Here is an 18,800-nt window from a genome sequence, read left to right on the forward strand (position 1 = left end):
GAGATCAGCGACCACGCGGAGGTGCGCATGCTCGCCAGCGGCGGCCATCAGCGTCTCGGAACGCCATCGGTGGTGCGCGAACAGGCCGCGTGAAACGGCCGAGAACCCCATTACCGCCCCCGGGGCGCGGCAGCTCGACACCGAGCCGCCGCGCCCCGGGCCGTTGGGGGCGGAAAGCGCCGGTATCACGAGGACACGCGTCCGTACATCGTGCCGAGGCAGGACAATCCGACCTTGCGCGTCCCACACTTGGTCGAAATTTTGCCCCTGGTGGACGGCTCCGGGAGGACACCAGGCAGACTCACCCTGTAGGAATCTCGCCACGAAGAGGATCACGCATGATCACGTTGAACAAGGAAGACGGCCCGGCGGATCTGGACGGGGTCACCCACCTGTCCATCGGCGTCTCCTGGGACCCCACCGTCGGCAGCAGTGGCGGGCTGATGGGGAAGATCCGGCAGAAGAAGGGCACGGACCTCGACCTCATCGCCATCGCGATGCAGGGCGCGGACCCGGTCCGGCTGGCCGGCCTGGACTCCCTGGACCCGCTGGGCAACGGCTCGCTGATCCACAGCGGTGACAACCAGACCGGGAAGGGCGACGGCGACGACGAGACGGTCACCGTCGACTTCGCCAAGGTGCCGCCGAACGTCACGGCGATCGTCTTCATCGCCGCCGCGTACAAGAAGGGCAGCGCCTTCCAGAACGCGCGCAACATCAGCTTCAAGGTGTACGACGCCACGGGCGGCAGCAGCCAGCAGGTCGCCGACATCTGGCCGAGCCTGCTCACCACCGACAACGGCTGCGCCGTGGCGAAGGCCATGCGGGTCGGTGCCGGCTGGAAGCTCCAGGTGATCAACGAGACGGGCAAGATCAAGCAGGGCGACGAGCACGCCCTGATGCGTTTCGCGATCAGCAAGTAACACGCGGCGGGGGTCACGCACAGCGCAGCCCCGGCCCGTGGGCGCCCGGTCAGTCGACCCGGCGCGCGCGGGCCGGGGCCGTCGCGTTCCCGGAGGCGAGCGGCGAGCGCGCCAGCTCCACGCACCCCGCCGCGATCAGCCCGAGGGCCAGCAGTTCGGGGAGCACCCACCAGCCGGTGCGCAGCTCCTCGCCGAACAGGGTCACCCCGTACAGGACGCTGATCAGGGCGTCGCCCAGGGTCAGACACGGCTGCACGGCGACGAGCGTGCCCGCCTGAAGCGCGTTCTGCAGGAGGAACAGGGCGCCGACGCCCGCCACCGCGGTGGCGTACAGCTGCCAGGACGTGAAGAGGGCCCCGGCGCCGCCCCCGCCGTCGAGCCGTGCCATGGCGTCCTTCATCAGCGCGGCGGTGAGCGCGTAGGCGCAGGCGGCGGCCGTGGCCAGCAGGGCGGCCCGGACATTGCCCCGGGTGGCCAGCCCACCGGCGATCAGCAGCGTCTCGAACACGCCCGTCAGGATCAGCGCGGGCACCCACCCGGCCCCGTGCACCGCGTCGCTGCCGCCGCCCGGCGCCGCCGACGCCATGCCGAGGGCCAGCCCCACCGTCACGGCCGCCACCCCGAGCCACACCGACCGGGGCAGCCGCACCCGCATCATGAAGCCGGCCAGCAGCAGCGTCGCCGGAAGCTCGATCACGAAGATCGGCTGGACCACCGCGATCGGGCCCGTGGCCAGCGCCGCCGCCTGGCAGACGGCGGCGACGATCACCAGGGCGATCCCCGCGAGCCACACCTTCTGGCGCAGCAGATGGCCGATCAGCGCCACCCGCATGGCCTCGGTGTGCGGGACCTCCAGGGCGGCGCGGCGCTGGAAGACGGAGGCGGAGCCGTTGCTGAGGGCGGTCAGAACGGCGAACAGGACGGCGATCACCGGTCCATCATGCGGGCGGCCCCAGCCCGAACCCGGCTTCCTCCCGCCGACGGCATGGCGCCCCTTCCGGGCCGAGGTCATGGCCCCCTTCCGGGCCGAGGCCATCGAGGTCATCAGGAAAGGACCCGACCGCATGGCGGCGTAGCGTGCCGTCCATGGCCGCGAACACGAAGCCCCCAGCAGGCGCCGCACCCGTCCCCGTGCTCTCGCCCAGGGCCCTGGGACGGGCGACCCTGGAGCGCCAGCTCCTGCTGCGCCGGGCGGCGATGAACGCGAAGGACGCCGTCGCCCACCTCGTCGGCCTCCAGGCACAGAACACCAAACCGCCGTACTACCAGCTCCTGGCGCGGCTGGAGGGGTTCCGGCCGGCCGAGCTGGCCGAGCTGATGGAGTCGCGCGAGGTCGCGCGCATCGTCACCCTGCGCTCCACCATCCACACCCACACCGCCGACGACGCGCTGACCCTGCGCCCCCTGATGCAGCCCGCCTGCGACCGGGAGCTCGGCGTCTTCCGCAAGCGGCTCACCGGCGTGGACCCGGACCGCCTGCGCGAGCTGAGCAGGGCGTACGTCGAGGAGACGCCCCGCACCCCGAAGGAGATCCGCGAGCGGCTGCGCACCGAGTGGCCCGACGCCGACCCGCGGGCCCTGAGCACCGCCGCACGCTGTCTGCTGCCGCTGGTCCAGGTCACCCCGCGCGGCGTCTGGGGCCGCAGCGGCGGCGTCGCGCTGACCACCGCCGAGCACTGGCTCGGCCGGGCGGCCGAGGCGGCGCCCGGCCTCGACGCGGCCGTGCCGCGCTACCTCGGCGCGTTCGGCCCGGCGTCCGTGAAGGACATGCAGACCTGGGCCGGGCTGACCCGGCTGGGCGAGGTCTTCGAGCGGCTGCGGCCCCGGCTGGTCACCTTCCGCGACGAGAACGGCGTCGAACTCTTCGACCTGCCCGACGCCCCGCGCCCCGCCGAGGACACCCCCGCCCCGCCCCGCCTCCTGCCCGAGTTCGACAACGTCCTGCTCGGCCACGCCGACCGCACCCGGGTCGTCCCGCCCCACCTCAGGGGGCTCAACGGGGTGGGCAACCAGACCTACGGCAGCGCGCTGGTGGACGGCTTCCTCGCTGCCCTCTGGCGGCTGGAGAAGACCCCGCGCGACGCACCGGCCGCCCTCACCGTGCAGGAGCTGCGCCCGCTCACCGCCGCCGAGCGCGACGCCCTGACGGACGAGGCCGCCGCCCTGCTGTCGGTGACGGCCCCGGCCACCGCCCACGGCAACGGCTACGACATCCGCTTCGCCCGGTTCATCGACCTCGCCCGCTGACCCCAGCGCCGCACGGGCCGTCCGCTACGGCAGCAGCCCCGCACGCCGGGCCGCGACGACCGCCTCAAGACGGGTGTGCGCCCCGAGCCGGCGCATCGCGGAGCGCAGATAGCCCTTCACCGTCTCCGGGCGCAGCCCCAGCCGCTCCGCCGCCACCGCGTTGGTGGCGCCCGCCGCGACACACGCCAGCACATCGACCTCGCGCGGTGCGAGCTGCACCTCCCGCGCCCCGGGCACCCGGACGCCGGTCGCCGAGGCGAGCCGCCCGCACACCGCGAGCAGCTCGTCGCGCAGCGCCGGGTCGGCGACCTTCGGCATCAGGGCGCGCAGCTCGCGGTGCGCCTCCCGGACGTCCTCCCAGGCCCCCGGCGCCGCCCCGGGGCCCGTGACCGGCTCCTGCCGGGACGCGGCCAGCAGGAGCCGCACCTCGTCCCGGACCGCCAGTGCCTGCTCCACGTCCCGGGCGGCGGCCACCGCCGCGTCGAACGTGCGGTCCCCGAGCGTGAGCGGTTCGCGCAGCGCCCCGTACAGCACGCCCCGCACCTCGCGGCGCACGACGACCGGGACGGCGACCACCGAGCGCAGGCCCTCCGCCGCGACCGCCGTGTCGTACTCGTGACTGATGTGGCGCGAGGAGCGGTAGTCGGTCACCGCGCACGGCCGGGACAGGGCCATGGACTTGCCGCCCAGGCCGCTGCCCGAGGAGATCACGAGCCCGCGCAGCGCCGTCGTCTGCGCCCCGTTCACCTCGGCGATCCTGGTGTGCCGGGTGTCGGAGAGCAGCCCGCCGAAGGCCACCGGCAGCCCGCTCGTCCGGCGCAGCCGCAGCAGCGCCGCTTGCATCTCGAACGCATCCACGGATTCCGGCACGCTTACGCCTCCCTGTTCGGCCCCCGGTGTACGGCAGCCCCGCGACACCCCCATCCGGGGGTGGTGAGACCTGGGTCACTGTTTACATCATGTGAGGACCGAAGAGACCGGCCGGGTCGGCAACGAGGAGGGCACATGCCGGAAACGAGTGCGACGGAGACGTTCCGGGCCGCCCGGGACTTCCTGCTCCGGCACCGCGAGGACTACACCGCGGCCTACGAAGGCTTCCGCTGGCCCCGCGAGGACCACTTCAACTGGGCGCTCGACTGGTTCGACGTCATCGCCCGGGACAACGACCGCACCGCCCTGCACATCGTGGAGGAGGACGGCGGGCGCACCGAGATGTCGTTCGCCGAGATGTCCGCCCGCTCCAACCAGGCTGCGAACTGGCTGCGCGCCCAAGGAGTGCGCGAGGGCGACCGCATCCTCGTCATGCTCGGCAACCAGGTCGAGCTGTGGGAGACCGCGCTCGCCGCGATGAAGCTGCGGGCCGTCGTCATCCCGGCGACCCCGCTGCTCGGCCCCGTCGACCTGCGCGACCGGGTCGAGCGCGGCCGGGTCCGGCACGTGCTGGCCCGGGACGCCGACACCGCGAAGTTCGACGAGGTGCCCGGCGGCTACACCCGCATCTGCGTCGGCGAGGAGACCGAGGACTGGCTCTCCTACGCGGGGGCCGACGAGGCGCCGCGTACGTTCACCGCGGACCGCGAGACCGACGCCGACGAACCGCTGATGCTCTACTTCACCTCGGGCACGACCGCCAGCCCCAAGCTCGTCGAGCACACCCACGTCTCCTACCCCGTGGGCCACCTGGCGACGATGTACTGGATCGGGCTCAAGCCCGGCGACGTCCACCTCAACATCTCCTCGCCCGGCTGGGCCAAGCACGCCTGGTCCAACCTCTTCGCCCCCTGGAGCGCCGAGGCGACCGTCTTCATCTTCAACTACACCCGGTTCGACGCGGGCCGGCTGATGGCCGAGATGGACCGCTCCGGCATCACCAGCTTCTGCGCCCCGCCGACCGTGTGGCGCATGCTCATCCAGGCCGACCTGTCCCAGCTGAAGACCCCGCCGCGCGAGGTCGTCGCGGCGGGCGAACCGCTCAACCCCGAGGTCATCGAGGCGGTCCGGCGCTCCTGGGGCGTCACCATCCGCGACGGCTTCGGCCAGACGGAGACCGCCGTGCAGGTCGCCAACAGCCCGGGCCAGGTCCTCAAGGCCGGCTCGATGGGGCGGCCCAGCCCGGGCTACAAGGTGGTCCTGCTCGACCCGGTGAGCGGGGAGCCCGGCGCGGTCGAGGGCGAGATCTCCCTCGACCTGTCGACGCACCCCGTGGGCCTGATGACCGGCTACCACGGCGACCCCGAGCGCACGGCCGAGGCGATGGCCGGCGGGTACTACCGCACCGGTGACATCGGCTCCCGCGACCAGGACGGCTACATCACCTACGTCGGCCGCGCCGACGACGTCTTCAAGGCCTCCGACTACAAGATCTCCCCGTTCGAGCTGGAGAGCGCCCTGCTGGAGCACGAGGCGGTCGTCGAGGCCGCAGTCGTCCCCGCACCCGACGAGGTACGCCTCTCCGTACCGAAGGCGTACGTGGTGCTCGCCGACGGCTGGGAGCCGGGGCCCGAGACCGCCAAGGTGCTGTTCGCCCACTCCCGGGCGGTCCTCGCCCCGTACAAGCGCATCCGGCGGCTGGAGTTCGCCGAGCTGCCCAAGACCGTGTCCGGCAAGATCCGCCGTATCGAGCTGCGCGAGCGCACCGCCCGGGGCACCGGAACCGAGTACGCCGAGGGGGACCTGGCATGACGGAGCTTTCCTACGCACACGGCACGGGCACCACAGCCCTGCTCGGCGACACCATCGGACGCAACCTGGACCGGGCGGTCGAGGCCTGGCCGGAGCGCGAGGCGCTGGTCGACGTACCGTCCGGGCGGCGCTGGACGTACGCCGGGTTCGGGGCGGCCGTGGACGAGCTGGCACGGGCGCTGATGGCGTCGGGCGTGGCCAAGGGGGACCGGGTCGGCATCTGGGCGGTCAACTGCCCCGAGTGGGTGCTCGTCCAGTACGCAACCGCCCGCATCGGCGCCGTCATGGTCAACATCAACCCCGCCTACCGGGCGCACGAGCTGGAGTACGTGCTGAAGCAGGCCGGGATCTCCCTCCTGGCCGCCTCCCTCTCGCACCGCACCAGCGACTACCGGGCCCTGGTGGACGAGGTCCGCGCGAACTGCCCCGCCCTGCGCGCCGTGCACTACATCGGGGACGGCTCCTGGGACGAACTGGTCGCCGTAGCCCACGAGGTGACGCCCGATCAGCTGGCCGCCCGTGAGGCGGAGCTGTCCTGCGACGACCCGATCAACATCCAGTACACCTCCGGCACCACCGGCTTCCCCAAGGGCGCGACCCTCTCCCACCACAACATCCTCAACAACGGCTACTTCGTCGGGGAACTGGTCGCCTACACCGAGCAGGACCGGGTCTGCCTGCCGGTGCCCTTCTACCACTGCTTCGGCATGGTGATGGGCAACCTCGGCATCACCTCGCACGGCGCCTGCATCGTGATCCCCGGCCCCTCGTTCGAACCCGCCGCCGTGCTCCGTGCCGTCCAGCGGGAGCGCTGCACCTCGCTGTATGGGGTGCCCACCATGTTCATCGCCGAGCTGGGGCTCCCCGACTTCGCCTCGTACGACCTGTCCTCGCTGCGCACCGGGATCATGGCCGGGTCGCCCTGTCCGGTCGAGGTGATGAAGCGGGTCGTGGCCGAGATGCACATGGAGGAGGTGTCCATCTGCTACGGCATGACGGAGACCTCCCCGGTCTCCACCCAGACCCGCCGCGACGACGACCTGGAGCGCCGCACCGGCACGGTCGGCCGCGTGATGCCGCACATCGAGGTCAAGGTGGTCGACCCGGCGACCGGGGTGACGCTGGAGCGCGGGATGTCGGGCGAGCTGTGCACCCGGGGCTACAGCGTGATGCTCGGCTACTGGGACCAGCCCGACCGCACCGCCGAGGCGATCGACGCGGGGCGCTGGATGCACACCGGGGACCTCGCGGTGATGCGCGAGGACGGTTACGTGCAGATCGTCGGCCGCATCAAGGACGTGATCATCCGGGGCGGCGAGAACGTCTATCCGCGTGAGATCGAGGAGTTCCTCTACCGCCACCCCAAGATCGCCGATGTGCAGGTGGTGGGCGTGCCGGACGAGCACTACGGCGAAGAGGTGCTGGCCTGCGTCATCCCCGCCGACCCCGCGGACCCCCCGGCCCTGGACGAGGTGCGGGAGTTCTGCGACGGGCAGCTGGCGCACTACAAGGTCCCGCGCCTGCTGCAGATCCTGAAGGCCTTCCCGATGACGGTCAGCGGCAAGGTCCGCAAGATCGAACTGCGGGAGGACTACCGGCGGTAGCGCGCTGCGAGGGGCGCTGTCAGGCGGCTTCGATGACGTCGCCGGCGGCGCCCCGCGTCGCGGCGGCCCACTCGATGAGCAGCACCTCGTACGCCGCGGACTCCACGGGGGACCAGTCCTGGCCCGCACGGGCGTCCACGAGCGCCCGTATCGCCTCATTGGCCTCCAGGGCGGCGAGATGTGCCGACCGGGCCGAATGCGCGGGGGCGTACGCGGGCGCGGTAGGGGGAGTCCGTGGAGTTAAGACCATGCGCTCCACTGTAGAGCCCGCTACTGACAAGGAACCGTGGATCGGTAGCCGTTGGCCAGAACGTGACGGATCACACGCACCGTGGCCGGGCGGTTTCTGTGAGGCACGGCACGTCGCGGCCTCTGCTCGGCCGAAAAGGCACGGGTGTGCGGTCAGGCTCCGGTGCTGACGAGTTCGTCCGCCGCGCCGTTCACCGGCTGCGGGGTGCCGGTGAGATCCATGACGAACAGCGGGATGCGGAGCCCGTCCGCGCGTTCCCGGGCGTCCGGCGCGTATCCCGCCAGCGAGAAGAGGACCCCGGACACCGAGCTGTTGAGCGCGTTGAGCCATAAGCACTCGACGTCGCGCAGGGGCGTCGGGCGGGTGGTGGCGTCGACCTGGGCGATCAGCCCGGCCGCCCGCAGGTCGATGCGGGACGCGGGACGGGTCGCCGGCTGCGTGACCTCGCGGAAGCCCAGCCACGTCAGATAGAGCGCCGCCGCGCCGACCGCGTCGCGCGCGGTGCGGATCGTCAGCGGGCGGAACGCCGGCCGCGGGGCCGCCGCGGTGCGCGGCAGCGGTATGTGTGCGGGCCGCACCGGCCGGGCCGGGGCCCCCGCCGCCCGCCCGGCGGACGCCACGGGCCGGACCGGCACCCGCAGCACCGCCCCGCACGGGCAGCACAGCTCCGGCTGCGGCCACTGGTCGTGCCGCCCGCAGCCCCGGCAGCGCACCGTGACCCAGTCGTCGTTCCAGGTGCGGTGGGTGATGGGGATGACGGGCGCGCCGCGCAGCAGCGGCGGGGCGGTCGGCGCCCCGCACGGGCACGGGTAGACGGGCGTCACGTACGCGTGGTCGCGGCGGCAGGCCGGGCACCGTACCGGCACTGAATCCACCCTGGGCTCCCTTCCGGACCGCGCGGACGCGGCCGGGCCCGCGTACCGGGCCGGCTCCGTTCCGTACCCCCATGCTCCATCAAGAGTGACCCCCGGGGGAGTCACTTGCGGCACTTCGCGCCACTGTCCGCGCGGCCGTTCGCCCCCGGGGCCGCCTCCCTTGACGGCGGTCCGGGCGCACTTTAAATTGACTTCCGTATAACAGAATCCATCTTCCGTAATACGGAATTGGTGCTCTCAGGCGGCGCGACAGAGCCCGACTCCACCCAGGTCCGAGCAGGAGCACTCAATGCCTCGAATGACCGCTGCCCGAGCGGCAGTTGAGATCCTCAAGCGCGAAGGCGTCAGTAACGCGTTCGGTGTGCCGGGCGCGGCGATCAACCCCTTCTACGCGGCCCTCAAGGCCGCCGGCGGGGTTCATCACACGCTCGCCCGCCACGTCGAGGGCGCCTCCCACATGGCGGAGGGCTACACCCGGGCCCGCCCGGGCAACATCGGCGTCTGCATCGGTACGTCGGGCCCGGCCGGCACCGACATGATCACCGGCCTGTACTCCGCGATCGCGGACTCGATCCCGATCCTGTGCATCACGGGCCAGGCACCGACCGCCGTCCTGCACAAGGAGGACTTCCAGGCCGTCGACATCGCCTCGATCGCCGCCCCGGTCACCAAGGCCGCGACGACCGTCCTGGAGGCCGCACAGGTCCCCGGCGTCTTCCAGCATGCCTTCCACCTGATGCGCACGGGCCGCCCCGGCCCGGTCCTCATCGACCTGCCGATCGACGTGCAGCTCACCGAGATCGAGTTCGACCCCGACCTGTACGAGCCGCTGCCGGTGCACAAGCCCGCCGCGTCCCGCAAGCAGATCGAGCGCGCTCTGGACATGCTCAACGCCTCGGAGCGCCCGCTGCTCGTCGCGGGCGGCGGCATCATCAACGCCGACGCGGCGGAACTCCTGGTCGAGTTCGCCGAGTTGACGGGTGTCCCGGTCGTCCCGACCCTGATGGGCTGGGGCATCATCCCCGACGACCACGAGCTGAACGCCGGCATGGTCGGCCTCCAGACCTCGCACCGCTACGGCAACGCGAACTTCCTGGAGTCCGACTTCGTCCTCGGCATCGGCAACCGCTGGGCCAACCGCCACACGGGCAAGCTCGACGTCTACACGGCGGGCCGCACGTTCGTCCACGTGGACATCGAGCCCACCCAGATCGGCAAGATCTTCGCCCCGGACCTCGGCATCGCCTCCGACGCGAAGGCGGCCCTGGAACTGTTCGTGGAGGTCGCCCGCGAACGTAAGGCGGCGGGCGAGCTGCCGGACCGCTCGGCCTGGGCCGCGTCCACGCAGGAGCGCCGGGCGACCTTGCAGCGCCGTACGCACTTCGACAACGTGCCGCTGAAGCCGCAGCGGGTGTACGAGGAGATGAACCGCGCGTTCGGCCCGGAGACCCGTTACGTCACGACGATCGGCCTCTCCCAGATCGCGGGCGCCCAGATGCTCCACGTGTACCGCCCGCGCCACTGGATCAACTGCGGCCAGGCGGGCCCCCTGGGCTGGACCATCCCGGCCGCGCTCGGCGTCGCCACGGCCGACCCCGACGGCTCGGTGGTCGCGCTCTCCGGCGACTACGACTTCCAGTTCATGCTGGAGGAGCTCGCGGTCGGCGCCCAGCACCGCATCCCGTACGTCCACGTCCTGGTCAACAACTCGTACCTGGGCCTGATCCGCCAGGCCCAGCGCAACTTCGACATCGACTTCCAGGTCAACCTGGAGTTCGAGAACCTCAACTCCCCGGAGCTGGGCGTCTACGGCGTCGACCACGTCAAGGTCGTCGAGGGCCTGGGCTGCAAGGCCATCCGCGTGACGGAGCCGGACGCCCTCCTCCCGGCCTTCGAGGAAGCGAAGAAGCTGGCCGCGGAACACCGCGTCCCGGTGGTGGTCGAAGCGATCCTGGAGCGGGTCACGAACATCTCGATGAGCGGCTCGGACATCGCGTCGGTCAACGAGTTCGAAGACGTGGCGACGGCCCCGACCCACGCCCCGACGGCGATCAGGCCGTTCGCGGGGGCCTGACACCCTAGACGAGTGGTTCCGATGTGTTCAGTGATCGAATGCGGTGAGCGACCGCAGGACCGGTGCGCCGGTCTTGTGGTTGTGCCAGATCGCCGCGGCCATCGCGAGGATGCGCTGGGCGACACGGACGGCGACGCCCTCGAAGGTCCGCCCGCCGTGTTGTTCCAGGTCGAGCTGGCCCTTGAGGGTGTCGTTGACCGACTCGATCAGCTGCCGTACCGACTTCAGCAGGGACTCGCCTTTGCGGCGCTTCTCCCGCTTGAACGAGGGCCGGAGCAACTCGGCGCCCTGGAAGGCGAGATCGGTCTCGAACTCCTTGGAGGCGAAGCCTTTGTCGGCGATCAGCAGCAGGCCGGGCCGGTCGGCGGTCAGGTGCGGTTCGCGGTCCAGCATCGCGGCCAGGACCTCCCGCTCGTCGATTTTCGGGCTGGCCAGGGCCCACGTGATTGGCATCCCGGTCGGGGTGCAGACCAGGAACAGACGCAGGCCCCAGTAGAAACGGGAGTGCGAGGCGCAGTATCCGTATCCGGCCCAGCCAGCCATCTCCGACCGCTTCACCGTCGGCCGCGACATCCCGCACGGCACCGGTGTGGAGTCGACGATCCAGTGGTTGTCGAACCAGAAGTCGGTGTCCGTCGCGAGCACCCGTATCGCCTTCTTGACCAGCGGCAGCGCGGCCCGCAGCCGCTTGTTGTATCCCGGCCGCTTGGGCAGGTACGGAAACATCGGGCCCAGGTTGGCGCGGGCGAAGCGCAGCCAGCGCGCCTCCGAGGAGAAACCGAGCAGCGCCTGTGCGACCGCCAGGCACACCAGCTCCGAATCGCTCAACTGCGGTGGCCTGCCCAGCCATCGGTTCCCTCCGATCTCATCGTCGATCTTCACGTACAGTCCGGTGATGAGGGCGTCCAAGTCTTCGTTCGTCACACAACGATCTTGGGCGCCCTCTCCACGTCTCCGGGCAGACACCCAACAATCGGAACTACTCGTCTAGGGCCTGTCTTCAAACTGCCGTCTGCCGGGCGACGCCATGCACGCACTCTCGCCGCACCGGTCCCAGACCCCGGTACGTCCAGTACAGAGGCCTGGGGCCGGCACGCCGAGGAGTGGGGTCTCCCCTGTTCGAGCGAAGCCGAGAACTTGGGGAAGCACCTGACGCCGCCCGGCCGCCCTTCGGGCGACGACGGCAGTTTGAAGACAGGCCCTAGGACTGCTGCCCGGCCCCCAAGAGTACCTACGGGCCCCCGTAGGTACTCTCGGCGTGTTTGAACAGATGGCCTGGGTGTCGTGTGGTCCGGCGGCGGGCTTGCCCTTCGTGGCGCACCTCCGCCCTGACCCAGTCCGCCGGCAATCCATCTGGTCCCGGGCTGCACGCGAGGCCCTACGGAGAAGCCCATGCGGTTCCAGTGGAAGAGGATGTGCAGCGCGAGAATGGCGCGCTTGCCGGTGCTGAGTTCGCTTGATTCGGCGGCCTCCGCGAGTCGGTGGCCGTGTTGTTGCAGGGCCTCGATCCACGGACGGACGGGCGTGAGGGGACCGTCCGTGAGGAGGGGGCGGGCATCGGTCAGCAGGAGTCCCTTCAGGGGTGCTGTCATGGCGCTGACCTGTTGCGGTGTCACATCGTCGGGGAGGGGGCGCCCCTCTTCGACACGGCCCCACGCGTCGCCCTGCTCGCCGATTTCGAGGCGGGTCGCCCGCATGAGGAGCGCCATGGCCAGGAGCGATGTCTCCTTCGGACCCAGCTGGTCGGTGGGACGTGCCTCGTAGGCGCGGTTGTAGTTGAGAACGCCTTCGCTGTCTGCGTGGAACAGGGCATGTGCGAACGCCAGTCCGGCCGGGCCGCCGAAGGCGATCGTCTCCGGTTCGTACAGGGCGGGGTGCCAGTTCGCAGTCACGCCGCAGGACCCAGAATCGAGTGTCCCTCGGCGCACTCCAGCACGATCCTTGAGCGCTGAGCCAGGGCCTGGGGACGGTGTTGCGGATCGCACCCATGCGGGCACGGTAGCCGCCGTGCTCTCGGCCCACCAGGTAAAGACCAGGTCGAAACGCCCTAGTTCGGTCTGTTGGGTGACCGTCCGAATGCCCTGACCAGCCCTCGGGGGAGGGGAGTTATCCAGAAGACGGTCACTCTTCGAGAGTGATTGGTGACGGTTTGTTCCACCTCGAAGTAGGAGGCTTGCCATGCCCGACGAACAGTCCCGGAGGAGCCGGCTCGCGTTGGCGGATACGCCCGGGCGCGAAGGCGGCGGGCGCGCTCCCGGACCGCTCCGCCTGGGCCGCAAGGCCACCCGCTCACCGAAGGGGCTGCCCGGTGACAACTGCCACCCGAAGAAGCCGGGTTCAAGGTCCGCGGCGCACTCGGTGCCTTGACGCCCGGAATTGGTCCAGGCCAATATGTGGATCATCGAGCGCCTCCGGGACCCGACCGTGCCTCCGGGTGTGCGGTCCGCGCCGGCCTGTCGCACGGAAGTACGCAAGTACCGGGGGGAATGCCGCTGTGCCAGGACCACGACCGTTCGCCGGAGCCGCAGCCGTCATGCGGCGCAGGGCCGGCCGCTGGATCGACCTCGCCCGGCTGCTGCCCCGCGCAGGGACGCCACTGGTGGCCGCGTCACTCCTGGTGAACACCGTCCTCGGCCTGCTGCCAGGCGGCTTCATGCTCGCGGCGAGCGTGCTCCTGGACCGTGCCGCCGGAGGGGCGGGCCTGACGGGGGAGGTCTACGGATGGCTGGCCGTCGCCGTCGGGGCCTTCGCCCTCCAGCACACCCTCACCCCCTTCCAGCCCGCGCTGACCGAGGCGGTCTCCCGCCGGGTCGACGGCCACTGCATCGGCCGGCTGCTCGATGTCACGCTGCGCCGGGCGCCCTTCGGGATTCTGGAGGACACCGCGCACGAGGACCTGCTCGCGGACGCCAGGGCCGCCTTCGCCCGCACCGTGCCCACCCCGGGCGAGGCCGCCGCCGCGCTGCCGCTCCTGTTCTCCCGCTACCTCCAACTCGCCTTCGCCGTAGCCCTGGTCGGGTATGCGGCCGGCCCGGTCGGCGCCGCCGTCACCGCATTCACGGCACTCGCGATCCGGTTCGGCGTCCGCGGCACCCTGGGCCGCTACGCCGCCCTCTGGGACTCCCTCGCCGGACACCGGCGGCGCACCGGCTACATCCGCCAGCTGGCGACCGGGACGGGTGCTGCGAAGGAGATCCGGCTGCTGGGCCTGATGCCCTGGCTCAGCGCCCGCTACGGCCGCGACACCATGGACCATCTGCGCCCGCTCTGGGCCGGCAGCCGGCGACTCCAGTTCTGGCCCTTCATCGCCCTCGCCGCCGCCGGATTCGCCGGCGGAACCGCCGTGTTCGCGCTGCTCGCGCACGGCACCGTACAGGGGCGCACCGACCTCTTCGCCCTCGGAATCGGCCTCCAGGCCGCCCTGGTCACCATGCGCTTCGGCATCGCCTTCCCCGAGTGCGACACCCAGACCCAGTTCGGCCTGGTCTCCTTCCACGCCCTCGAACGGCTCGAAGCGCTGGAGGAGTCGAAGCCCCGCCCCGCCGCCGGTACGGACCCCGCGCCGCGCCCCGGGCACAGCATCCGATTCGAGAACGTCGCCTTCTCCTACCGCCCGGACACCCCCCCGGTCCTGGACGGCCTCGACCTGGAGATCCCGGTCGGCTCCTGCACCGCGATCGTCGGCCTCAACGGCGCCGGGAAGACCACCCTGGTCAAACTGCTCGCCCGGCTCTACGAACCGACCTCGGGACGGATCACCGTGGACGGCGCCGATCTGGCCGCTCACAGCCCGGAGTCCTGGCAGCGCCGGATCGCCGTCGTCTTCCAGGACTTCCTCCGCTACGAACTGCCCGCCGCCGACAACATCGGCTTCGGCGCCCCCCATCTGGAGGCCGACGAAGCCCTTCTGCTGGACGCCGCCCGACGGGCCGGGGCCGCCCCCGTCGTCGGCAAGCTCCCCGACGGACTGCGCACCCCGCTCTCCCGCCGCTACCACGGGGGGCACGATCTCTCCGGAGGCCAGTGGCAGCGCATCGCCCTCGCCCGCGCCCTGCTCGCCGTCGAGGGCGGAGCTTCGCTGCTCGTCCTGGACGAACCGACGGCGCAGTTGGACGTGCGCGGCGAGGTCGCCTTCTTCGACGAGTTCCTCGCCGAAGCCGGTTCGCGCGGCATCACCAGCCTGATCATCTCGCATCGCTTCTCCACCGTCCGGCACGCCGACCGGATCGTCGTCGTGGAGCACGGCCGGGTCCTGGAACAGGGCGACCACGAGTCCCTGATGCGCGCGGACGGCCGCTACGCCGAACTCTTCCGGCTCCAGGCCCAGCGCTTCGAGGACGACAACGACACCGTCGGGAGCAGAAGTTGAGAACGGTCATGGCCTCGGCCCGCTACCTGCTGGCACTCGGGTGGCGGCTCAGCCCCGCGCGGCTGCTCACCTCGGTCGGCCTGCTCGCGGCCGGATACGTGGCCGCGCCGGTCGCCGCCGTACTGCTCGCCGCCTTCACCGAGGCGGCACTGGACGGACGGGGCGACGCGGCCCTGACCCTCTCCGTCGGCATCGGCCTGGTGCTGGTACTCGACCTGACCATGGCGCACTTCGCGCACCTCTCCTACTACGAGCTCGCCCAGCTCCAACAGCTCGCCATCGGGCGGGAGATCGCCGATGTCGTCAACGGCTCCCCGGGCATCGAGGCCCTCGACAACCCCCGGTTCAGCGAGACGCTGACCCAGCTCGGCGACCGGATCTTCCAGGTCCGGGCCGCCCTGGAGGCGCTGCTGCTGCTCGGCGGCTCGCTGCTGCAAGGGCTGCTGACCGCCGTGGTGCTGGCCCGCGTCGACCCCTGGCTCGTCCTGCTGCCGCTCGCCGCCGTCCCCGCGGTGCTCGCCGGCAGCCGGGCACAGCGGATCGTCGACGCCGCACGGGCGGGCAGCGCCTCCGAACTCCAGCTCGCTCGACACCTGGTGGAGATCGGCACGACAGCAGCCACCGCCAAGGAGATCCGGCTCTTCGGGGCCCGGCAAGCGGTCACCGAACGGCACGGGGCCGCCTGGCGCGGCGTCACCGAACGGCAGCTGGGCGGCGAACTGCGCGGGGCGATGATCCGTGCGGCCGGACAGATCTGGTTCGCCGCCGCGTACGGGGCGGCGATCCTGCTCGTGCTGCGGCGGGCCGCGCGCGGCGAGGCGGGCGTGGGCGAACTGGTACTCACCCTCACGCTGGCCGTCCAGGTCGGCGGGCAGGTCGCGGCCGCCCTCGGTCAGCTGGGGCGGTTGCAGAGCGCCGGACGGATCACCGAACTCCTGGCCGAACTGCGCTCGTTGGGCGCCGTGTCCCAGGACTCCGGGCGCGACGTCCCGCCGCCCGCACTGCGCGAGGGCATCCGGCTCGAACACGTCTCCTTCGCCTACCCCGGCAGCGACCGGAAGATCCTGGACGATGTCTCCCTCTTCCTCCCGGCCGATTCCAGCACCGCGCTCGTCGGCGAGAACGGAGCAGGGAAGAGCACCCTCGTAAAACTCCTCTGCGGGCTCTACCGGCCCACCGAGGGCCGCATCCTGGTCGACGGCACCGACCTCGCCGACCTCGACCCCGAGCAGTGGCAGCAGCGGCTCGCCACCCTCTTCCAGGACTTCGCCCGCGTCGAACTGACGCTCCGCGAGTCCGTCGGCGTCGGCAGGCTCGAAGCCCTGGACGACGACGCCGCGCTCCGCGCCGCACTCTCGGACGCCCGGGCCGGGGTGCTGGAGGACGAGACGCCGGGCGGCCTGGACGGACTGATCGGACGCGGTTACGGGGACGGCCGGGAGTTCTCCGGCGGCCAGTGGCAGTCCCTCGGGCTGGCCCGCACCGTGCTCCGCGCCGATCCGCTGCTGCTCGTCCTGGACGAGCCCGCCGCCGCGCTGGACGCGGCCGCCGAGCACTCCCTCTTCGAGCGCTTCGCCGCCGCCTCCTCGGCCAGCGGGACGACGGTCTTCGTCTCGCACCGCTTCTCCACCGTCCGCCTTGCCGACCGGATCGTCGTCCTCGACGGCGGCCGGGTCGCCGAGGCCGGCAGCCACCAGGAACTCATGGCCCGGCAGGGGCTGTACCAGGAGATGTTCGACCTTCAGGCAGGGGCGTACACCGCCTGACCTCTGCTTCCCGCTTACCCGGACGGCGCAGTCGCCGGTCCTCAACTCGGCGTGGGCACATCGTCGTTGACGGCGATCAGCGTGGCGTGACGATCTTGACAGCTTTCATTGGTCCAGGCCAATATGGGTTCAGATTCAGCCACTAAGGCCCAACTGCGGTCCGAGAGGGCGCTGTTGCCGCTGTCCTCACAGCCGGTCGCGCGCCGAGAGACCGCAGTCCCTTGCCGCACCGGACGGAGTGTTCAGCGCTGTGACCGTTACGAGCGACAGGTCCGGGAGTTCCGCCGACGGGCCGCGGATTCCGGGAACCATCGCCTTCTCCGGCCCGGCGCGCGGACCGGGCCCCCTCATGTGGGCGCAGCGGCTCCTGTGGAACGACTCCCAGTGGATGGGGGAGGAGGCGCACTACTTCAACATGGCGCTGTCCGTCCCGGTGCCCGACGGGCTGTCGCACGAAGAGGTCATGGACGCGCTGAGCCGTGTCGTCCACCGCCATGAGGCGTTCCGGAGCCGCGTCACCCTCGCCGCCGATGGTGAACCGCTCCAGGAGGTCTTCGCCTCGGGAGCGCTCCCGGTGCTCCTGGCAGAGGCGTCCGAGGGGACCGTGGACGAGGTCGCCGCGCGCTGCCGCGAAGAGCTGTCCGGCCGCTCCTTCGACCTGCTCGAAGACTGGCCCGCGCGCCTCTGCGTCGTTTCCGTCCGGGGGATGCCCGCGAGGGTCGTCATGGTCCTCTCCCACGTTTTCGCGGATGGCGGCGCGACCCGGGTCCTCTCCCAGGAGCTGGCCGAACTGATGAGCGGACCCGTCCCGCCCGCCTCCTGGGCCGTACCCGCCCCGCAGCCCCTCGACCGCTCCGCGCACGAACAGTCGGCGGCGGGACGACGGCTCTCCGCGCGCTCGCTCGAACGGCTGGAGCAGCAGCTGCGGACGATGCCGCAGACCATGTTCCCCGGGCCCCGGCTCACGCCCGACCCGCACCGCTTCAAGCGGCTCGAGATGCGCTCCCCGGCCCTCACCGAGGCGCTGCGCCGGATCGCCGGGCGCGACGGAACCACCACGTCGAACGTGCTCCTCGCCGCCACCGCCCTCATGCTCGGAGTGTTCACGGGCAACCGGCGTGTGGCCTTCAAGACCATCCTCGGCAATCGGTCCTTCCTCGATCTGAAGCGCATCGTCAGCAGCGCCGTGAGCAACGGCCTGGTGTGCGCCGACCTCTCGGACGGATCTTTCACCGGTCTGGTCCACTCCGTGGCGCAGGCCACCAGGGCGGACCTGCTGCGCAGTCAGTGCGATCCAGCCGAGCGCGAACGGCTGACGGCGCGGGTCAACGCTGAACGAGGCGTCCACCTCGACCTCTCGTCGTTCTTCAACGACATCCGGGTATTCATGGGCGAGCGGTCCGTCGAGCCGGACGACGACGCCGACCTGGACGGGCTCGCGAGCCGTACGCGACTGGCCTGGATCGGCGAGTGGGACCGGCAGGACGCGAAGTTCTTCTTCCACGCCCGGACTCTGGGCGACTGCGATCACGTATACGCCATGGTCGACACCGCCTTCATGTCGACCGAGTCGGCGGAACGGCTGATGCGGGGCCTTGAGCGGGTCCTCATCAGGTCCGCCGGCGCCGACCTGCCGCTCCAGGAGCTGCGCGGCCTCGTCGCCGCCGACGGGTGCCGCCCCCCTGCCAGAGGCGAGGACTGGGTCCCGGTGGACGACTGCTGGATCTGCCTGCCCGACGTCGTGTCGATGCTCTCCGGCCTGCTCCCCGGCCGACGTGTCGAGGCCGGGGTCGGGGAAGGCGTGAACGGCCCCGTCCTCTCGGCCCGGGTCTTCTGCGACGAGCCCGTCGACGTCGAGGAGCTGCGCCGGGCGGCGCACCGCGCCCTTCCGGGTTTTCCCGGGGCCATGGTGCCCGCGCTCCTGACCGTCGTCCCCGCCGGAAGCACCGCCGAGGGCTCCCCGGCATGACCTGACCGCCCGTACTTCTCCGACCGTTCGTCGAATCCCAT

14 protein-coding genes are annotated in these 18,800 nt (G+C 71.4%); 8 read left to right on the top strand and 6 right to left on the bottom strand.

Translation table 11 applies throughout. The features are described from left to right. The first annotated feature begins 338 nt into the window (after positions 1 to 338). Positions 339 to 923, top strand: a complete 585-nt coding sequence (locus tag E6P78_RS20005; RefSeq protein WP_136204995.1) for a TerD family protein — start codon at positions 339 to 341, stop codon at positions 921 to 923. A gap of 49 nt (positions 924 to 972) precedes the next feature. On the opposite strand, the gene E6P78_RS20010 is transcribed toward E6P78_RS20005, so the two are convergent. Further along, on the bottom strand, positions 973 to 1,854 hold the full coding sequence (locus E6P78_RS20010) for a DMT family transporter (RefSeq protein WP_136204996.1): 882 nt from the start codon (positions 1,852 to 1,854) through the stop codon (positions 973 to 975). 155 nt (positions 1,855 to 2,009) lie between these two features. Here E6P78_RS20010 and E6P78_RS20015 point away from each other — a divergent pair, with 155 nt between their 5' ends. Then, a complete protein-coding gene (locus tag E6P78_RS20015; RefSeq protein WP_136204997.1) occupies positions 2,010 to 3,170 on the top strand; it encodes a winged helix DNA-binding domain-containing protein in 1,161 nt (386 codons plus the stop codon). A gap of 24 nt (positions 3,171 to 3,194) precedes the next feature. Here E6P78_RS20015 and E6P78_RS20020 read toward each other — a convergent pair whose 3' ends face one another. Next, positions 3,195 to 4,040: a helix-turn-helix transcriptional regulator gene (locus E6P78_RS20020; RefSeq protein ID WP_136204998.1), complete on the bottom strand. Its 846-nt coding sequence runs from the start codon at positions 4,038 to 4,040 to the stop codon at positions 3,195 to 3,197. Between the two features lie 135 nt (positions 4,041 to 4,175). On the opposite strand from E6P78_RS20020, the gene E6P78_RS20025 reads away from it, so the two are divergent. Next, the gene (locus E6P78_RS20025) at positions 4,176 to 5,852 is read left to right on the top strand and encodes an AMP-binding protein (protein WP_136204999.1); all 1,677 of its coding nucleotides are present in this window, start codon (positions 4,176 to 4,178) and stop codon (positions 5,850 to 5,852) included. Next, complete coding sequence (locus E6P78_RS20030) at positions 5,849 to 7,456, top strand: AMP-binding protein (protein ID WP_136205000.1); 1,608 nt, start codon at positions 5,849 to 5,851, stop codon at positions 7,454 to 7,456. The genes E6P78_RS20025 and E6P78_RS20030 overlap by 4 nt, the downstream gene beginning before the upstream one ends. Positions 7,457 to 7,475: 19 nt before the next feature. Here the strand turns inward: E6P78_RS20030 and E6P78_RS20035 are convergent, their stop codons facing one another. Continuing rightward, positions 7,476 to 7,706, bottom strand: a complete 231-nt coding sequence (locus E6P78_RS20035) for a hypothetical protein (protein WP_136205001.1) — start codon at positions 7,704 to 7,706, stop codon at positions 7,476 to 7,478. Positions 7,707 to 7,858: 152 nt separating this feature from the next. Beyond that, positions 7,859 to 8,581: a hypothetical protein gene (locus E6P78_RS20040; RefSeq protein WP_136205002.1), complete on the bottom strand. Its 723-nt coding sequence runs from the start codon at positions 8,579 to 8,581 to the stop codon at positions 7,859 to 7,861. A gap of 289 nt (positions 8,582 to 8,870) precedes the next feature. Here E6P78_RS20040 and gcl point away from each other — a divergent pair, with 289 nt between their 5' ends. After that, positions 8,871 to 10,655, top strand: coding sequence for a glyoxylate carboligase (gene gcl / locus E6P78_RS20045; protein WP_206307856.1), 1,785 nt, complete (start codon positions 8,871 to 8,873; stop codon positions 10,653 to 10,655). 27 nt (positions 10,656 to 10,682) lie between these two features. Here gcl and E6P78_RS20050 read toward each other — a convergent pair whose 3' ends face one another. Further along, complete coding sequence (locus tag E6P78_RS20050) at positions 10,683 to 11,579, bottom strand: IS982 family transposase (RefSeq protein WP_136205004.1); 897 nt, start codon at positions 11,577 to 11,579, stop codon at positions 10,683 to 10,685. Beyond that, positions 11,576 to 13,057, bottom strand: coding sequence for a thiopeptide-type bacteriocin biosynthesis protein (locus E6P78_RS33510; protein ID WP_346765587.1), 1,482 nt, complete (start codon positions 13,055 to 13,057; stop codon positions 11,576 to 11,578). The genes E6P78_RS20050 and E6P78_RS33510 overlap by 4 nt, the downstream gene beginning before the upstream one ends. A gap of 92 nt (positions 13,058 to 13,149) precedes the next feature. Here E6P78_RS33510 and E6P78_RS20065 point away from each other — a divergent pair, with 92 nt between their 5' ends. From E6P78_RS20065 to E6P78_RS20075, 3 genes are all read left to right on the top strand, one after another. Then, entirely contained in the window at positions 13,150 to 15,024 is a 1,875-nt protein-coding gene (locus E6P78_RS20065; protein WP_240799286.1) for an ABC transporter ATP-binding protein, read from the top strand. Continuing rightward, a complete protein-coding gene (locus E6P78_RS20070) occupies positions 15,021 to 16,790 on the top strand; it encodes an ABC transporter ATP-binding protein (protein ID WP_240799287.1) in 1,770 nt (589 codons plus the stop codon). The genes E6P78_RS20065 and E6P78_RS20070 overlap by 4 nt, the downstream gene beginning before the upstream one ends. A 250-nt stretch (positions 16,791 to 17,040) precedes the next feature. Then, the gene (locus tag E6P78_RS20075) at positions 17,041 to 18,759 is read left to right on the top strand and encodes a condensation domain-containing protein (RefSeq protein ID WP_136205005.1); all 1,719 of its coding nucleotides are present in this window, start codon (positions 17,041 to 17,043) and stop codon (positions 18,757 to 18,759) included. The last annotated feature ends 41 nt before the right edge of the window (positions 18,760 to 18,800 follow it).

Source organism: Streptomyces sp. A0958, assembly GCF_004795035.1.
Classification (GTDB): Bacteria; Actinomycetota; Actinomycetes; order Streptomycetales; family Streptomycetaceae; genus Streptomyces.

Bases quoted from the DNA above. Each gene is read 5' to 3' on its own strand.
- E6P78_RS20015 (WP_136204997.1), top strand. From the start codon at position 2,010: ATGGCCGCGAACACGAAGCCCCCAGCAGGCGCCGCACCCGTCCCCGTG.
- E6P78_RS20030 (WP_136205000.1), top strand. From the start codon at position 5,849: ATGACGGAGCTTTCCTACGCACACGGCACGGGCACCACAGCCCTGCTC.
- E6P78_RS20005 (WP_136204995.1), top strand. From the start codon at position 339: ATGATCACGTTGAACAAGGAAGACGGCCCGGCGGATCTGGACGGGGTC.
- E6P78_RS20035 (WP_136205001.1), bottom strand. From the start codon at position 7,706: ATGGTCTTAACTCCACGGACTCCCCCTACCGCGCCCGCGTACGCCCCC.
- E6P78_RS20025 (WP_136204999.1), top strand. From the start codon at position 4,176: ATGCCGGAAACGAGTGCGACGGAGACGTTCCGGGCCGCCCGGGACTTC.
- gcl (WP_206307856.1), top strand. From the start codon at position 8,871: ATGCCTCGAATGACCGCTGCCCGAGCGGCAGTTGAGATCCTCAAGCGC.
- E6P78_RS33510 (WP_346765587.1), bottom strand. From the start codon at position 13,057: ATGATCCACATATTGGCCTGGACCAATTCCGGGCGTCAAGGCACCGAG.